This is a genomic window from Microbulbifer mixtoriginis (SeqCode) (assembly GCF_052468275.1).
The window spans coordinates 221,208-235,560 of record NZ_CP174341.1; the positions used below are offsets into that span (position 1 = coordinate 221,208).

Annotated in this window: 14 protein-coding genes; 3 read left to right on the forward strand and 11 right to left on the reverse strand. The window is 56.3% G+C overall.

Features of this window, described 5'->3' with window-relative positions; genetic code table 11:
- Positions 1-4 precede the first annotated feature (4 nt).
- Positions 5-1,093, reverse strand: coding sequence for a sensor histidine kinase (locus tag ACJJIC_RS01045; protein WP_444887884.1), 1,089 nt, complete (start codon positions 1,091-1,093; stop codon positions 5-7).
- A 120-nt stretch (positions 1,094-1,213) separates the two neighbouring features.
- Here ACJJIC_RS01045 and ACJJIC_RS01050 point away from each other — a divergent pair, with 120 nt between their 5' ends.
- A complete protein-coding gene (locus tag ACJJIC_RS01050) occupies positions 1,214-1,672 on the forward strand; it encodes an EVE domain-containing protein (RefSeq protein WP_444908587.1) in 459 nt (152 codons plus the stop codon).
- Between the two features lie 48 nt (positions 1,673-1,720).
- Here ACJJIC_RS01050 and creD read toward each other — a convergent pair whose 3' ends face one another.
- The 7 genes from creD to bioD all read right to left on the reverse strand — a co-directional run bounded on the left by creD (position 1,721) and on the right by bioD (position 8,964).
- Positions 1,721-3,094 carry a cell envelope integrity protein CreD gene (gene creD, locus ACJJIC_RS01055; RefSeq protein ID WP_444908586.1) on the reverse strand — a complete coding sequence of 458 codons (1,374 nt, stop codon included), beginning with the start codon at positions 3,092-3,094 and terminating at the stop codon, positions 1,721-1,723.
- A 124-nt stretch (positions 3,095-3,218) separates the two neighbouring features.
- On the reverse strand, positions 3,219-4,643 hold the full coding sequence (creC, locus tag ACJJIC_RS01060; protein ID WP_444908585.1) for a two-component system sensor histidine kinase CreC: 1,425 nt from the start codon (positions 4,641-4,643) through the stop codon (positions 3,219-3,221).
- Between the two features lies 1 nt (position 4,644).
- Positions 4,645-5,331 (reverse strand): two-component system response regulator CreB, encoded by a 687-nt coding sequence (gene creB, locus ACJJIC_RS01065; protein WP_444908584.1) that lies wholly within the window; start codon positions 5,329-5,331, stop codon positions 4,645-4,647.
- Between the two features lie 59 nt (positions 5,332-5,390).
- Positions 5,391-6,059, reverse strand: coding sequence for a nitroreductase family protein (locus ACJJIC_RS01070; protein WP_444908583.1), 669 nt, complete (start codon positions 6,057-6,059; stop codon positions 5,391-5,393).
- A gap of 10 nt (positions 6,060-6,069) precedes the next feature.
- Positions 6,070-6,261: a DUF3094 family protein gene (locus ACJJIC_RS01075; RefSeq protein ID WP_252084312.1), complete on the reverse strand. Its 192-nt coding sequence runs from the start codon at positions 6,259-6,261 to the stop codon at positions 6,070-6,072.
- Between the two features lie 111 nt (positions 6,262-6,372).
- Positions 6,373-8,154: an acyl-CoA dehydrogenase C-terminal domain-containing protein gene (locus ACJJIC_RS01080; protein WP_444908582.1), complete on the reverse strand. Its 1,782-nt coding sequence runs from the start codon at positions 8,152-8,154 to the stop codon at positions 6,373-6,375.
- A gap of 117 nt (positions 8,155-8,271) precedes the next feature.
- Positions 8,272-8,964, reverse strand: a complete 693-nt coding sequence (gene bioD / locus ACJJIC_RS01085; protein ID WP_444887877.1) for a dethiobiotin synthase — start codon at positions 8,962-8,964, stop codon at positions 8,272-8,274.
- 228 nt (positions 8,965-9,192) lie between these two features.
- Between bioD and ACJJIC_RS01090 the strand changes: the two genes are divergently transcribed.
- Positions 9,193-9,681: a L,D-transpeptidase family protein gene (locus tag ACJJIC_RS01090; protein WP_152450920.1), complete on the forward strand. Its 489-nt coding sequence runs from the start codon at positions 9,193-9,195 to the stop codon at positions 9,679-9,681.
- On the opposite strand, the gene bioC is transcribed toward ACJJIC_RS01090, so the two are convergent.
- The 3 genes from bioC to bioB are packed head-to-tail and all read right to left on the reverse strand — an operon-like array spanning position 9,672 to position 13,455.
- Positions 9,672-11,219, reverse strand: coding sequence for a malonyl-ACP O-methyltransferase BioC (bioC, locus tag ACJJIC_RS01095; protein WP_444908581.1), 1,548 nt, complete (start codon positions 11,217-11,219; stop codon positions 9,672-9,674). The genes ACJJIC_RS01090 and bioC overlap by 10 nt on opposite strands.
- Complete coding sequence (bioF, locus tag ACJJIC_RS01100) at positions 11,216-12,409, reverse strand: 8-amino-7-oxononanoate synthase (RefSeq protein WP_444908580.1); 1,194 nt, start codon at positions 12,407-12,409, stop codon at positions 11,216-11,218. The genes bioC and bioF overlap by 4 nt, the downstream gene beginning before the upstream one ends.
- Positions 12,406-13,455: a biotin synthase BioB gene (bioB, locus tag ACJJIC_RS01105; RefSeq protein ID WP_445357869.1), complete on the reverse strand. Its 1,050-nt coding sequence runs from the start codon at positions 13,453-13,455 to the stop codon at positions 12,406-12,408. The genes bioF and bioB overlap by 4 nt, the downstream gene beginning before the upstream one ends.
- Before the next feature lie 164 nt (positions 13,456-13,619).
- Between bioB and ACJJIC_RS01110 the strand changes: the two genes are divergently transcribed.
- A complete protein-coding gene (locus ACJJIC_RS01110; protein ID WP_445357814.1) occupies positions 13,620-14,309 on the forward strand; it encodes a ComF family protein in 690 nt (229 codons plus the stop codon).
- Positions 14,310-14,353: the final 44 nt, after the last annotated feature.

The window sequence follows — 14,353 nt, forward strand, 5'->3', positions numbered from 1 at the left end:
CTCGTTATTCCTGTTCATAGGGAATGCGGATATTCACCGACAGCCCACCCTGTGGACGGTTGTGGAAACGCACTCTCTGATCATCGCCATACAGAGCGCGCAAGCGCTCACAGGTATTGCGAATACCAACACCGTAACCTTTGCCTATCAGGCGCAACTCCTCTTCCGGCATACCCGGACCATTGTCGCTCACTTCGAGCAGTAACTCCCCTGCGAACACTCGCGCCTTGATATTGATCTCGCCACCGCTCTCCAGTTGAGAGATACCGTATTTAATTGCATTTTCCACCAGAGGTTGCAGTAGTAGGCTGGGCACCAATGCCTGGGGCGAGTCGCCCTGCAGATCCAGCCGTACCCCAAGGCGATCGGCAAAGCGTACTTTCTCGATATCCAAATACAACATCAGGGCCTCCACCTCCTTGGCCAGGGTAACCTTTTGCATGGGGTCATTATCGAGGGAATGACGCAAAAACTGAGACAAGCGTGTGACCATATTGTTGGCGGTGCGCCCATCGTTATCCAGGATCAGAGTGGAGATAGCGTTTAGCGTATTGAAGAGAAAGTGGGGATTCAGCTGGTAGCGCAGCATCTTTAACTGGGCCTGATGCGCCATGGATTCCGCACGCAGAGCCTTGGCCCGCTGGGTCTGTGAAGATCGATAATACTTGATGCCGTAATACAGTGCCGCCCAGGTGGTGAGAATCAGGAAGGAATAGGAAAACCAGTACATGGCCAGCACGGCCGGATGCTCATCGCTGTCCTTACCGTACAACCACAGGGAACCGCCAAACTTGATTGCCGCCCACACAGCAGCTGCACCAATCACCAGCAGCTGTGAACCAAAGAATCGAGTCGCCGGAGGCTTGTTCCAGAGGCGCTGAAAGCCGAAGCGCATGGCTTCACTGAGAAATATCCCCGCGACAGTAGCCACAGCGATATAACCCGAGTGGATCCAGTGGTCCTTCACCCAGAAAAAGCTACCGACAAAAGTCAGCAGTGTGTAGCCGGCCCAACCACTGATTTGCAGGGCCCAGTACTGGGACCTGTGGCTCGACAGGCGCTCTGAAAGCCACTGAAATGCTTTGTTTCCCATAATCTCCCGCTAGAGGCGTAAAAAAATAACGCCGATTTGACACTTTTGTATGGCTTCATACTAAATGGCGCCGATCGCCGGCGAAACACCAACCGGCGCAGCACAGGGACAAACTGCCGCATGACACACTGGTTATTCAAATCCGAACCCGATGAGTACAGCCTGCAAGACCTCGCCGCCGAAGCCAATGGCAGCGGTCGCTGGGATGGTATTCGAAATTACCAGGCGCGCAACTTCTTGCGCGATCAGGTCGCCGTGGGCGATGGGGTGCTGTTCTATCACAGCGCCTGCAAGCTGCCGGCGGTGGTGGGCACCGCCGAGGTAGTGCGCACCGCCTATGCGGACCCGGCGCAATTCGACCCCAAGAGCAAGTACTTCGACCCCAAGGCCAGCGCCGATAGTCCTCGTTGGTTCTGTGTGGACCTGGCATGGTGCAGCGAATTCAAACGCCCAGTACCCCTGGCAGAAATCAAGAAGGATCCACAGCTGGCGGAAATGGTACTGGTCAGGCAGGGGCGTTTGTCGATACAGCCGGTGCGCCAGGAAGAGTGGGATTACATCCTGAAATTGGGCGGGTAAAACTAGAACAGGGCGGCAAGACGCCACCCCGAAGTGATTTATCCCAGCTTACGGTTGTTCGTCTCCACCGGGCTCGCCGCCCCTCTGGGTAGGGCTGTGCCCGACGTTGTACCAGTCCAGTTGACGAGTCAGTACCATAGTGCAGCCAAGCACCCCGAACACTAACAGCGAGCCCATCAACAGAGCGTAGTCCTCAGCGCTGAGCAAACCATACAAGAGTGCATATAGGGCGGCCAACAACCCCGCGAAACCCAGACCGCGCTGCCAACTGCGCAACACCGCGCTGGCATAAAAACCAATTAGGCCTACGCAGGCTGCGGCGGAAATTATGTAGGCTTTGATGAAAGCGATATGCTCCGACAGAGACAATAGAAGCAGGTAAAACAACGCCAATGCCAAGCCCACCAAGGCATACTGCACCGGATGCACTGCCAGGCGCTTGAGTATTTCAAACAGGAAGAAGGTGGCAAAGGTCAGGGTGATAAACAGCAACGCATATTTGATCGCGCGATCTGTTTTTAGGTATTGATCTACTGGGTCGAGGAAGCTCACACCAAAGCGGCTGTTAATCAAGTTATTACAATGATCACTGCCCATACAGCGCTGCAATATCTCCTCCAAGTTGGTGGCGAAAAAGCTGGTCTGCCATTCCGCAGTAAAGCCTTGATCGTTTAAATCTCTACTACTGGGCAGGAAGTTGCCAAAGAAGCTCGGATGCGGCCAATCGGCCCTCATCATGACACGACTGTCACGACCCACCGGTACCAGGCTGAAGTGCTCGGTACCCTGTAGTTTGAGATCGAAGGAAAACGCCAGGGTTTGGCCGCCTTCCGAGTCCAACATTGGCAGCATAGCGTGCACACCATCACCGAGAATCGGTGCACGACTGCCCGGGGCAAATTCCAATGTCTGGTTGTTCAAGCGCAATTTCAGATCGTTGCGGATACCTCGAATATCGTTGATACCTACCGAGAAGTAAGGCGTGCTAAAGCGGTACTGATCCAAATTCGCTCCCAAACCCAGTTTCTCCGGCACTCGGAACAAGCCACTGACCTTGCTATCGCTGTGGTACAGAAGCGCCTCATAGATACCCCGAGCACGCCGCTCAGTTGTCAGGTCGGCATCGAAGACAAAGCGCTCGGGAAGGAAATACAAGTGGCCGCGCTCTTCCCGCTGCTCCTTGTGCCTCTCACCGGTTTTTTCATTGGTTATCCACTTCCAGTATTTCTTGACGTAGGGCACCACTAAAATAGGGCCGGTAATTTGCTGGTTAAAGCTGGAACTGCGGGCAATATCCTTTAGCACATCACTCTGGTAACGCTTTCGCTCACTGATCAGGCCATCGATCATGGTCAGTGGAATAAGAAGCAACAAAATCAAAACAGCAATAGCGCCCAATTTAAAAGCCAGGGCTCGGTTCATGGTTCAGACCTCGGTATCCAATTTCGATAACCTCAGTCTGAGCTGCGAGTATGGATTGCCGATGGAGGCAATATGGAGAGTCTGGGGAGATTGTGTGGGGGCCAGTGGAAAGTAACTTTACCCATCAGGCTGCGGGCAAATTTAGACTGACCTCGACACCACCAGACACATTGCGGATCGACAGAGTACCGCCGTGTAACTCCGCCACCTCCTCAACAAAGTTGAGTCCCAGTCCAGTACTCTTACGCCCGCCCCCAGGACGCGGCAGTGAATAGAAGCGCTCAGTAAGGCGCCCTAGGGCATATTCCGGGATTGCCTCGCCCCGATTGAACAAGCACACCTTGACCCATTCTCCACAGCATTCGGCTTTGACGCGAATCAGGCCGCCATCCGGGGTAAAATCCAGCGCGTTGTCCAGTAGGTTGGCCAGGGCCTGCCGCAGCAGAAAGCGCTCACCGTACAGCTGCAGTGCCGGTGCCAGCTCTTGCTCCACATGCAGCTGGGCGGCACTGATACGAACTCGCTGAGCCTCGATTAGCTCCTCAACGAGCGGCGCCAGCGGTATCGCCACTCGCTCCTCCAGCCCCTGACGCTGCTCCACCTGGGCCAGATGCAGTAGCCGTTCGCTTAACTGCTGCAATCGCTCGGCCTCCCGCTGGATATTACCCACAAAACGCTGGTGCTGTTCGGTCGGCATATCACTATTAAGCAGTTCGGCGGCACCGCGAATGGCCGCCAATGGGCTCTTCAGTTCATGAGTCAGGGTGTGTACATAGCGCTCTACATAGTCCCTGCCCTCTAGTTCACCGCGCATCTGCTCTACCGCCACCGCCAACTGCCCCAACTCTCCACTAGGTAACTGCGGCGGTTTTACCCTGCGGCCCGTACTGGCAGCCTGGGCATAATCGGTGAGTTTCCCCAGAGCACGACTGAGCCACCAGGACAGAAGGGCGCCTACCAACAAACCGAGTACAACCAGCCCCGCCCCCTGCCATATCAGGCGACGCTGCGAACGCTCGATATAGGGCTGCAAGGTTTGATTGGGCTTGGCCACCGAAACCACACCGATAATCCGTTCGCCATCGCGGATTGGCGCCGCCACATACATGACGGAAGAATCTGGATTATTGGGGTCTTCGCGGGTAGATCGGGCACCGTAATCGCCACGCAGGGTCAGATAAACATCGTTCCAACGGGAGTAATCCCGCCCCACAGCGAGGCCACTGGAGTCAAGTAATACTGTACCGCTGGCATCGGTGACATAGATGCGGTGATTGACCTGGCTCTTGGTATACCCCCAGATACTCGCCTCCGGGCGGCGACGACCATAGGCTTTAAGCACTTCGGGTAAATGACTTTGAGCCAAGTTACCGGCGATCACCGGATCGCGCAGGATTTCCGCCAATAGATTAGCGGTATCCACCAGGGTTTCCTCAGTGGACTGGCGCACGCCGGGGCGAATTTCATCCATCACCGTGCCCAATACAAACCAACCGGCCAGCCCTACAAACAGGAAATAGACGGCAAAAATGCGTATCCCGAGCGGCATATTATTGCTCCGGGCAACAACTATATCCGAGGCCGCGATGGGTTTGGATTGGCTTGGAGTCTGGTGCTATCTCGCGAATTTTTGCCCGCAGCCCTTTGATGTGGCTGTCGACATTGCGCTCATACCCCACTTCCAAAGCCACCCCCAAAGCATCGAGCAATTGTGCACGGGAAAACACCCTTCCGGGCTGGGCCAGCAGGGTTTCCAATAGGCGGTACTCGTGGCGGGTCAGGGGCAATAACTGTTCGTGGAAGAGGATTTGGTAACTCACCGAATCGATACGGAAAGGGCCTTTAGCCTCAGATAGCTTTACTCTCTCTGGGCGTGGCGCCACCCTTTTGAGGATGGCCTTGACCCGCGCTGCCACCTCGCGCGGGCTGAAAGGTTTCACTACATAATCATCAGCGCCAATTTCAAGCCCTACAACCCTGTCTATTTCCCCGTTGCGCGCAGTGAGAAAAATCACTGGCACTTCGGAGAAGCGTCGCAATTGTTTACAGGCTTCGAAGCCACTGATATCCGGCAGTCCCACATCCAGAATCACCAAGTCGAAAGACTCACTCTTCAGTAGTGCTAATGCCTCGCCGGCAAGCGCCAGCCAGTGAGTGGTAAAACCCTCGGCCTGCAGCGCATAAATCAGGGTATCGGCTATTGCGCCTTCGTCCTCGACGATCAATATTCTTGGCATGGAACCCTAAGCTCAAATTCCACCAGTGTATCTATTTTTGCCGCGCGGAAAGCGGTAACTCAAATAAAATCAGCAATTTCATCCAGGGGTTTTCTGCCGATAGCTGGCACCTGAGCACCTTCAGCGGGCAGCCCAGCCACCAGAATCATATAGGGTTTTTCCTGCACAGGGCGGCCAAGAATTTCATTGAGAAATTTCATCGGACTGGGGGTGTGGGTCAGGGTCGCCACACCGGCATTATGCAGGGCGGCAATCAATATACCTGTGGCGATACCTACCGATTCCGCGGTGTAATAGTTTTTTAATCGCTCACCATTTTCCGCACTGGAAAACTTCTTCAGAAAAATTGCAATCAGGTAGGGCGCCGTTTCAAGAAAAGGCTTGTGCGCATCTGTGCCCAGGGGTTCCAATGCGTTAAGCCATTCCTCTGAGGCACGGCGCTGGTAAAACTCGCGCTCCTCCTCTTCCGCGGCCAGGCGAATACGGCGTTTAACCTCGGCATTTTCAACGACGACAAAATGCCACGGCTGCATATTGGCCCCGCTGGGAGCGCTACCGGCAGCTCGCACGGCGTCTTCGATAACCTCGCGGGGCACAGGTTTAACTGAGAAATCCCGCACCGAGCGACGCCGGCGCATCAAACGGAAAAAGTCCCCTGCGCGACGGCGCATCTCGTCATCGCCAAGGCAAGTAAAATCCAGTGGCTGAAAGTTTTTATCGGGCTCCATAGCAAGCCCCTCACACCACGCCTTTGGTCTGCGCGATCAACACGCTGATCAACGACAGCAGGGTCAGCACCACCAGGAGCATGACGAACAACAACCAGGGGCGGAAGGGCTTGCGCTCCACTTGGTTGACCGCGCTTTGCAGATACTGATCGACCCGGGCCTGGTCTTCCTCGGAGAGTCTCTTCTGGGAGATATTGGTCATTGGCTGTTTCGCTCTTTATTGTTTTCTCCCGAGTGTAGGAGAAAGCGAAAAGCGACTCCATAAAAAAAGCCCCGCAAGGCGAGGCTTTTTTAGAATCTACCGAGAGGGTTGTTAGAACAGTTCCTCTTCCAGATCCATCAGGGTGGCGCTACCGGCATTGACGCTGCTGGCGAGTGCCTGGGTGCGCGGCAGTAAGCGCGCAAAATAGAAGCGTGCAGTTTTCACTTGGCCCTTGTAGAAGCTGTCCGCCTCCTGCTTGTCCAGCGCAACTGCAACCACCTTGGCCCACATAAAGGCGTAAGCCACATAGCCAAACAGATGCAGGTATTCCACCGAAGCTGCACCCGGCGCGTGGGGGTCTTCCTTGGTTGCGGCGATCATTTTCTCTGTGGCTTCGCGCAGGCGCTGCAACTCAGTTGCCAGCGGCTGTACAAACTCAGCCATTGCCTCGCGATCAACCTGGCTATCGATAAAACGCTGCACATCCGCAGCAAATAGCTCGAACAGGGCGCCACCGCTGGCGACGGTCTTGCGACCCACCAAATCCAATGCCTGAATACCGTTGGTGCCCTCGTAAATCTGGGTAATACGCACATCGCGCACCAGCTGCTCCTGGCCCCATTCACGAATATAACCATGACCGCCGAAAACCTGCTGGCCGATTACGGTGCAGTCGAGGCCCATATCGGTAGTGAAGGCCTTGGCCACAGGGGTCAGCAAGGCCACCATAGCCTCGGCGTTCTTTTTCTCTTCACCCTCGCCGAACTTGGAGATGTCCAGCCATTGAGCCACGTAAGTGGACAGGGCGCGGCCACCGCCCACCAGTGCTTTCTGGGTGAGCAGCATACGGCGCACATCGGGGTGCACGATAATCGGGTCGGCAGCTTTTTCGGGCTGCTGGGCACCGGCAGGAGAGCGGCTCTGGATACGATCGCGGGCGTATTCCAGGGCGTTTTGGTAGGAGCGATCAGAGGCACCGAGGCCCTGGATACCCACACCCAGTCGCTCGTAGTTCATCATGGTAAACATAGCGGCGAGGCCCTTGTTCTCCTCACCCACCAGCCAACCCTGAGCACCGTCGAAATTCATCGCACAAGTAGCGGAGGCTTTAATGCCCATCTTGTGTTCAATGGAACCACAATTAACGTTATTGCTCTCGCCGATGCTGCCGTCTTCGCTCACCTTGTACTTCGGCACCAGGAACAGGGAAATGCCTTTAGGGCCCTTGGGTGCGTCCGGCAACTTGGCCAGTACCAGGTGAATTATATTTTCGGACAAGTCCTGGTCACCGCCGGTGATAAAGATCTTGCTGCCGCTAATGCTGTAACTGCCGTCTTCGCGGGGCTCGGCCTTGGTGCGGATAATACCCAGGTCGGTGCCGGCGTGGGGCTCGGTCAGGTCCATGGCCCCGGCCCAGGTGCCCTCGTACATCTTGGGCAGGAATTTCTGTTTCAGCGCTTCACTGGCATGAGCATCGATCGCCAGACAGGCACCGTTGGTCAGTACCGGGTAGAGAGCGAAGGAGATATTGGAGGCGTTAATCATTTCCTCGACCTGAGCGCCCAGCATCTTCGGCATACCCATGCCGCCGTACTCTGGGTTGCCCAACAGCGCGCCCCAGCCACCCTCACAGAAAGTGGCGTAGGCTTCTTTGAAGCCCGCAGGGGTGGTCACAACACCATCGTTCCAATCACAGCCCTCTTCGTCACCGCTGCGGTTAATCGGATCCAGGGTGTTGGAAGCCAACTTGGCCATCTCTTCGAGAATCGCATCTGCGGTCTCGCGATCCACAGCTCCGGCCAACCCGGGCAGTTCCGCCCAGAGTTTTTCCGCAGCAAATACTTCGTGCAGCAGGAAGTTCATCTCCCGCAGTGGCGCCTTGTAGTCGGCCATGCTCCCGGTCCTCATTCAGGTGTTTCAAACGCTTGTTTGAATCTAGGGCCGAAGGCGTACAAAGTCAACCGATTTGGGCCCTCTCGGGCCCGACTGAGAATGCTTTGATGAGGTGCTTTAGCTGGGTATCAGCGGGCGAATATCCAGGTGTTGCGCCGCTTCGCGGTAATCCCGCGTCTCGCTATGGGGCAGCACACCGAGCAACGGGGCCGGCAGCAGGGCCTCAAGGGTGGCCAGGTTTTCCTCGGCCCGCGCCATGCCCGGACGGACGAAGTTGGCCACCCAACCCGCCAGAGGCAGCCCATCGTGGCGAATCGCCTCGGCGGTCAGCAGTGCGTGGTTGATACAGCCGAGCTGCATACCCACCACCAGAATCACCGGGGTATTCAACTCCCGCGGCAGTTGCGAAAGAAAGGCTCTGGGACCCAGGGGTGTGCGCCAGCCGCCGGCCCCCTCGATTAACACCAGATCAGCGCCGGCACACATCACACCGCGGCAGACTCCAGCCATGCGCGATACGTTGAGCTGCTTACCCGCCTCTATGGCGGCGATATGGGGGGCGATTGCCGGTTCCAGTGCAAAAGGATTCACCTGCTGGTAAGGCAGATGCAAAGTCATGGCCTCCTGTAACAGCAAGGCATCCTCATTGCGCAGTCCATATTCAGTTTGCTCACAACCGGAGGCCACCGGTTTTACCGCTGCGGTTTGCAATCCCACATTCGCGGCCGCTGTGAGTAGAGCCGCACTGACAAAGGTCTTGCCCACTTCGGTATCGGTACCGGCTACAAAATAACTTCTGCCCAAGACCAAGGCCTCCCCTATTCAAAAAGTTCAAATTTTTTCTTGTGGTGACTTTTCACGCCAGCCACTTGATGATAATTTAGTCGTGTAGCGCAGATTTTGAACAAATCAAGCCAAGCACTGATAACAAAGGCACGGGGCCGCGCTCACAAAATAATTCCCTCAAAAGGGGAAACTGCTCTGCAGGGACGCGGGAAATCTCGAAATAACTGAAAACATTCAAGCAGCTTAGAGACCATGCGATACCTGACTCTTGCCCTGTTGCTGGCGATGCCTCTGTTCGCCTCAGCAAAAGTAACTCCTGTCGATCATGTTGTTGTGTACAAGTCGAAGAAGCTGATGCAGCTGATTCGCGACGGCCGGGTAGTGAAAAGCTACACCGTCTCCTTCGGCGATAATCCCAGAGGACACAAGGTCCGCGAGGGGGATGAACGCACCCCCGAAGGGCGCTACACCCTCGACTGGAAAAACCCCAACAGCCGTTTCTACCGCTCTATTCATGTGTCCTACCCAAATAAACAGGACCGTGCGCGGGCAGCCAAAATGGGGGTCAGCCCTGGCGGCGATATCATGATCCACGGCATCAAGCCCGAGTGGTCCTATATGGAGAGGCATCTGCGCCGCAATAACTGGACCGATGGCTGTATCGCAGTGGCCTCCAATCGGGAAATGGACGAGATCTGGGCGCTGGTGAAAACCCCGATCCCCATCGATATCTACCCCTGATCTGGTTCACAGGCCAGCTTCATATAGATGACCTCGTAGCTTACCGGCAGCCCTCTGGGCTGCCTGAGGCCTTCATAGGCTTCGGCCAGTTGCTGTAACCTGGCACGCCCGGTCATCCCCCGCTTGGCGGCGCGGTTAATATTGTGTGCCCCCACGCCTTTTAATTCCTTCATCAGCTGGCGCAGGCTATCGAAATACAACAGGCGCTGCTCATCGAGCACCTCGCCATTTAATTGCGATTGCACCGCCGCTTCACGCCACTTTACCAGGGGAAGGAAACGATTGACGTGTATATCGCCATCCACCTGGGCCCAGCTATTACGCAACTCTGCCAGCGTGCCCGGCCCCAGTGTCGCCACCAGGCAGAACCCCTCTGGAGAGAGTACCCGACGCAACTCGGTAAACAGCTGTGGCAAGCGATAGCACCACTGCAGCGCCATACTGGAAAACACCAGATCCACGCTGTCATCTGCTAGGGGCAACTGTTCAGCATCCGCAACAATATAATCATCAGCCTGGGGGCGTTCTGTGCGAGCGTAGCGCAACATATCTTCCGCCAGATCCAAGGCGATAATTCTCGCCTCGGGAAAATGTTGGCGCAGCAACTCACTACCAAAGCCGGTGCCGCTACCAAGGTCGACAATCGTGCGCGGTGCCCAGTGGCGATCCGCCATTTTCATCAGCTGCCGACACACCGCTCTCTGTATATGAGCGCAGTCGTCATAGCTGGCGGCAGCGCGGCCAAAGGAGCGCGCCACGGCGGATTTATCGAAAGGCTCGGAAGTACCGCTATCAGGGGGAGACAGGCTCTCGACAAAATGCCGCAATCGCCCTGCGACTTGGCGCGGCTGAGATAAATGCGGTTTATGACCACATCCCTCAATCACCTCTACCGCTGCACCACAGCCCTGGATCTCCTCTACGGCAGCTTGGGGCACCAGGGCATCCTGCTTACCAAACAGATGCAGTGTGGGGACTCCGAGTGTCTGCAGTAGTTGACGATTATCCAGGTCTGCCAGGCAGTCCAGGGCCCGCTTCCAGGCTTCGGCATTGATATTGGGGCGGCGCTCCTTAAGCTGCTTGAGCAGGTCGCGCATGGCACTATCACCATGGGACTGCAGGGCACAAAAGCGCTCCCAGATTGCGTAGGGGTCCTGCACAAAGGCCCTGCGAAATCTCTCAAAAACACGCCGCTGCATACCCGGCCAGTTGTCCCGCTCCACAAAACAGGCATTGGCAGAAATGGTGACAACACCGAGGATTTTTTTCTGTCCCGGTCTGGCCGCCAACTGCAGGGCCAACATGCCTCCGAGAGAGTGCCCAACCAAAACACAGTTATTAGGCAGTTCGTTATACAGTCGCTGTAAAAGTGTCTCTAATTGTGGCCAGGGCACGCCACTACGCTCCCCACACCCCGGTAATTCGATACAAGTCAAAGGTTGTGCCAGTTGTTCACGCACCGCTTCGAGTAGGGGCTGCCAGGGCCCTTTATCTCCCCCCCAACCGTGCAGGAATACCAGGTTCTCTATCTCAATCACAAAGGCACCGCTATTTTTTCCTGAAGCACAGCTACGAGGGCATCTACCAAAGCATCAATTTGGCTGTGGTTATGGGAGGCACTCAGGGTGATTCTCAAGCGAGCGGTACCTCTGGGCACGGTAGGTGGGCGAATAGCGCCCACTAGAAAGCCACGCTGCTCCAACTTTTTGGACACAGTCATCACAGTTTCTTCACAGCCCAACAGGAGTGGTTGAATCGCACTGGATGAATCCGTCAGAGGTAAATTCGCTTGCGCCGCACGCCGGCGGAAGTAAGTGATATTCGCCTGCAGGCGCTGGTTCAACTCGGGCGCATTGCGCATCAGTTCAATTGCTGCAATACAACCTGCCGCCACTGCCGGCGGCATACCGGTGGTATAAATATAAGGCCGTGCAAACTGCACCAAAAAATCGATCAACATACGCGAGCCAGCCACAAAGGCACCTGCATTGCCGGCGGCCTTACCCAGCGTACCCATCAGTACCGGCACTTCATCCTGGCCGAGACCGGCGGCCGCGCAGCTGCCGGCAAGGGGCAGCTGTTCACTCCCCATCACTCCAAAGCCGTGGGCTTCATCCACCATCAGCCAGGCATCAAATTCCCAACACAGGGCAGCAATCTCCGCCAATTGAGCCCTGTCGCCGTCCATACTGTAGACCCCATCTACCGCCACCAGAGTATTGCCACCGCGTTCGGCCGCCCTTTGCAGCTGGCGGCGCAGGGCAACTGGATCGTTGTGGGCAAAACGTAAACTGTTGGCGCCACACAAGCGCGCGCCGTCTATCAGGGAGGCGTGGTTGAGCTTGTCGGAAATAACATTGTCCGCGCGGCCCAGCAACGCACAGAGTGTCCCCACATTGGCCATATAACCACTGGAAAAAACCAGTGCGGCCTCGCGTCCGGTGACTTCGGCAAGGCTCTGTTGCAATTGTTGATGGACTTGAAGGTGGCCGTTAACCAAATGGGAAGCGGTGGCACCGGCGCCCAGCTCAGCACCGGCCTGCTGGGCACGGATAACTTCTGAGTGGCTTGCCAGTCCCAGGTAATCGTTACTACTAAAGGTCAGCAGCTTTCGCCCATCCACTACAGCGATGGGGCTGGGCGCCGCTTCCAGAGTTTTAATCTGGCGATAAAGATTGTCCCGATGCCGCTCATCGAGACGCTGGCGCAGGGTTTTATCCAGGGTCATTTGGCCGCATCGTAAAAGAAAGCGTCGTTTTGCTGCTCGGTAATCTGTGCATTCAACTCCGCTTCCACTGCGCTCTCATCGGCGTATTGTTGATACTCCTCCGGCTGGATACCCAGGCGGGAGAACAATTGCATATCCTTGTTGGCCTCGGGATTGGCGGTGGTCAGCAGCTTCTCGCCATAGAAGATGGAGTTGGCACCGGCGAGGAAAGCCATAGACTGCATCTCATCACTCATCTGTTCGCGCCCGGCGGACAGGCGCACATGGGACTTGGGCATCATAATGCGCGCTACGGCGATGCAGCGGATAAATTCGAAGGGGTCTAGGTCCTTCTCCTGCTCCAGCGGCGTACCAGCTACTTTTACCAACATATTAATGGGCACCGACTCGGGGTGTTCAGGCAGGTTGGCCAGTTGCATCAGCAGGCCGGCGCGATCTTTGTCGCCCTCGCCCATGCCGACAATACCGCCGGCGCAGACTTTCATACCGGCGGCACGCACGCGCCCCAGTGTCTGCAACCTATCCTGGTAGGTGCGGGTGGTAATAATCTCGCCGTAATACTCCGGTGAGGTATCCAGATTGTGGTTGTAGTAATCGAGCCCGGCATTAGCTAATTCCTGCGCCTGGTCATCATTCAACATCCCCAAGGTCATACAGGTTTCCATACCCAGTGCCTTCACTTCACGCACCATCTGGGTGACGTAAGGCATATCTTTTTTCTTGGGTGAGCGCCAGGCAGCTCCCATACAGAAGCGAGTGGCGCCGCCAGCCTTGGCCGCGCGAGCTTCTTCCAACACCTTCTCCACTTTCATCAATTTTTCCCGCTCCAGCCCAGTATCGTAACGGGCGCTCTGCGGGCAGTAGGCGCAATCTTCCGGGCAGGCGCCGGTCTTAATGGAACAGAGGGTGCTGACCTGGACCCGATTGGGATCGAAGTGTGTCCGGTGAACCTGCTGCGCGGTAAACATCAGATCGCTAAATGGCATAGCGAAGAGATCCAGAACCTGCTGACGGGTCCAGTCGTGGCGGATATCGGCGGCGGGCATAGTCTGGGCTGCAGTCACAAGCTTACTCTCTCTGTTACTGGAGTTGGGGTGCTGTTTTTATGTATTCGGGCGGGGTGACTGCAGAAGACAGCAGTGGCAAACTCGACCAAACAGACTGGCCAGTTTAGCCAGGCCCCACCTGCTGTCAACTCAGAAGCTCTCATATGGTTTACAGCCTGATTTCAGCTCGACTCTCCCGCTACCTGACGCAGTGCCTGCTGTGCGGTGATAGAGCCGGTGACTTTGGTATCTGTGCCAGCTGTATCCGAGACCTGCCCTATCTGGGCCAGGCTTGTGAAAGCTGTGCGCTGCCGTTGGCCTCCAGCGCACGCCTGTGCCCCAGTTGTTTGCGCCAGCCGCCGCACTGCCAGAGGGTTCAGGCCGCCTGGCAGTATGCCTTTCCGGTGAACCAGCTAATCCAGCGCTTCAAGTACCAACGCGACCTGGCCGCCGGCCATAGCCTGGCGCAACTTGCCGCCACTTCAATAGTCCCACACAACGAGCCCCCCGACTTACTCGCCCCCATTCCTCTTCACTGGCAGCGCTACTGGCAACGCGGATACAATCAAGCGCAACTGATCGCGAGCGAGTTGGGAAAGCAATGGCATTTGCCGGTGCAAGCGCGACTGTTGCGCAAAACTAGCGCCACCCGCACCCAGTCGCAGCTGCGCCGGCAACAACGCCTACGCAACCTACTGCAAAGTTTTGCCCTGCGTGAATCCGTTGAAGGAATGCATATCGGGCTGGTGGACGATGTCCTGACTACCGGAGCCACCCTGGAGGCGGCGGCACAGATACTCCTGAAAGCTGGTGCACACAAGGTCAGTGCGTTCATTTTGGCCAGAACGCCATGACTCTTCGGCGCGACCGCAGATAGACCGGCAGTCACAGAGACGTC

What these genes read in the sequence shown, in the direction of transcription:
- ACJJIC_RS01075 (WP_252084312.1), bottom strand. Translation starts at nt 6,261, where the DNA reads ATGACCAATATCTCCCAGAAGAGACTCTCCGAGGAAGACCAGGCCCGG.
- ACJJIC_RS01070 (WP_444908583.1), bottom strand. Translation starts at nt 6,059, where the DNA reads ATGGAGCCCGATAAAAACTTTCAGCCACTGGATTTTACTTGCCTTGGC.
- bioF (WP_444908580.1), bottom strand. Translation starts at nt 12,409, where the DNA reads ATGACCCTGGATAAAACCCTGCGCCAGCGTCTCGATGAGCGGCATCGG.
- bioB (WP_445357869.1), bottom strand. Translation starts at nt 13,455, where the DNA reads ATGCCCGCCGCCGATATCCGCCACGACTGGACCCGTCAGCAGGTTCTG.
- creC (WP_444908585.1), bottom strand. Translation starts at nt 4,643, where the DNA reads ATGCCGCTCGGGATACGCATTTTTGCCGTCTATTTCCTGTTTGTAGGG.
- ACJJIC_RS01050 (WP_444908587.1), top strand. Translation starts at nt 1,214, where the DNA reads ATGACACACTGGTTATTCAAATCCGAACCCGATGAGTACAGCCTGCAA.
- creD (WP_444908586.1), bottom strand. Translation starts at nt 3,094, where the DNA reads ATGAACCGAGCCCTGGCTTTTAAATTGGGCGCTATTGCTGTTTTGATT.
- ACJJIC_RS01080 (WP_444908582.1), bottom strand. Translation starts at nt 8,154, where the DNA reads ATGGCCGACTACAAGGCGCCACTGCGGGAGATGAACTTCCTGCTGCAC.
- ACJJIC_RS01090 (WP_152450920.1), top strand. Translation starts at nt 9,193, where the DNA reads ATGCGATACCTGACTCTTGCCCTGTTGCTGGCGATGCCTCTGTTCGCC.
- ACJJIC_RS01110 (WP_445357814.1), top strand. Translation starts at nt 13,620, where the DNA reads ATGGTTTACAGCCTGATTTCAGCTCGACTCTCCCGCTACCTGACGCAG.
- creB (WP_444908584.1), bottom strand. Translation starts at nt 5,331, where the DNA reads ATGCCAAGAATATTGATCGTCGAGGACGAAGGCGCAATAGCCGATACC.
- ACJJIC_RS01045 (WP_444887884.1), bottom strand. Translation starts at nt 1,093, where the DNA reads ATGGGAAACAAAGCATTTCAGTGGCTTTCAGAGCGCCTGTCGAGCCAC.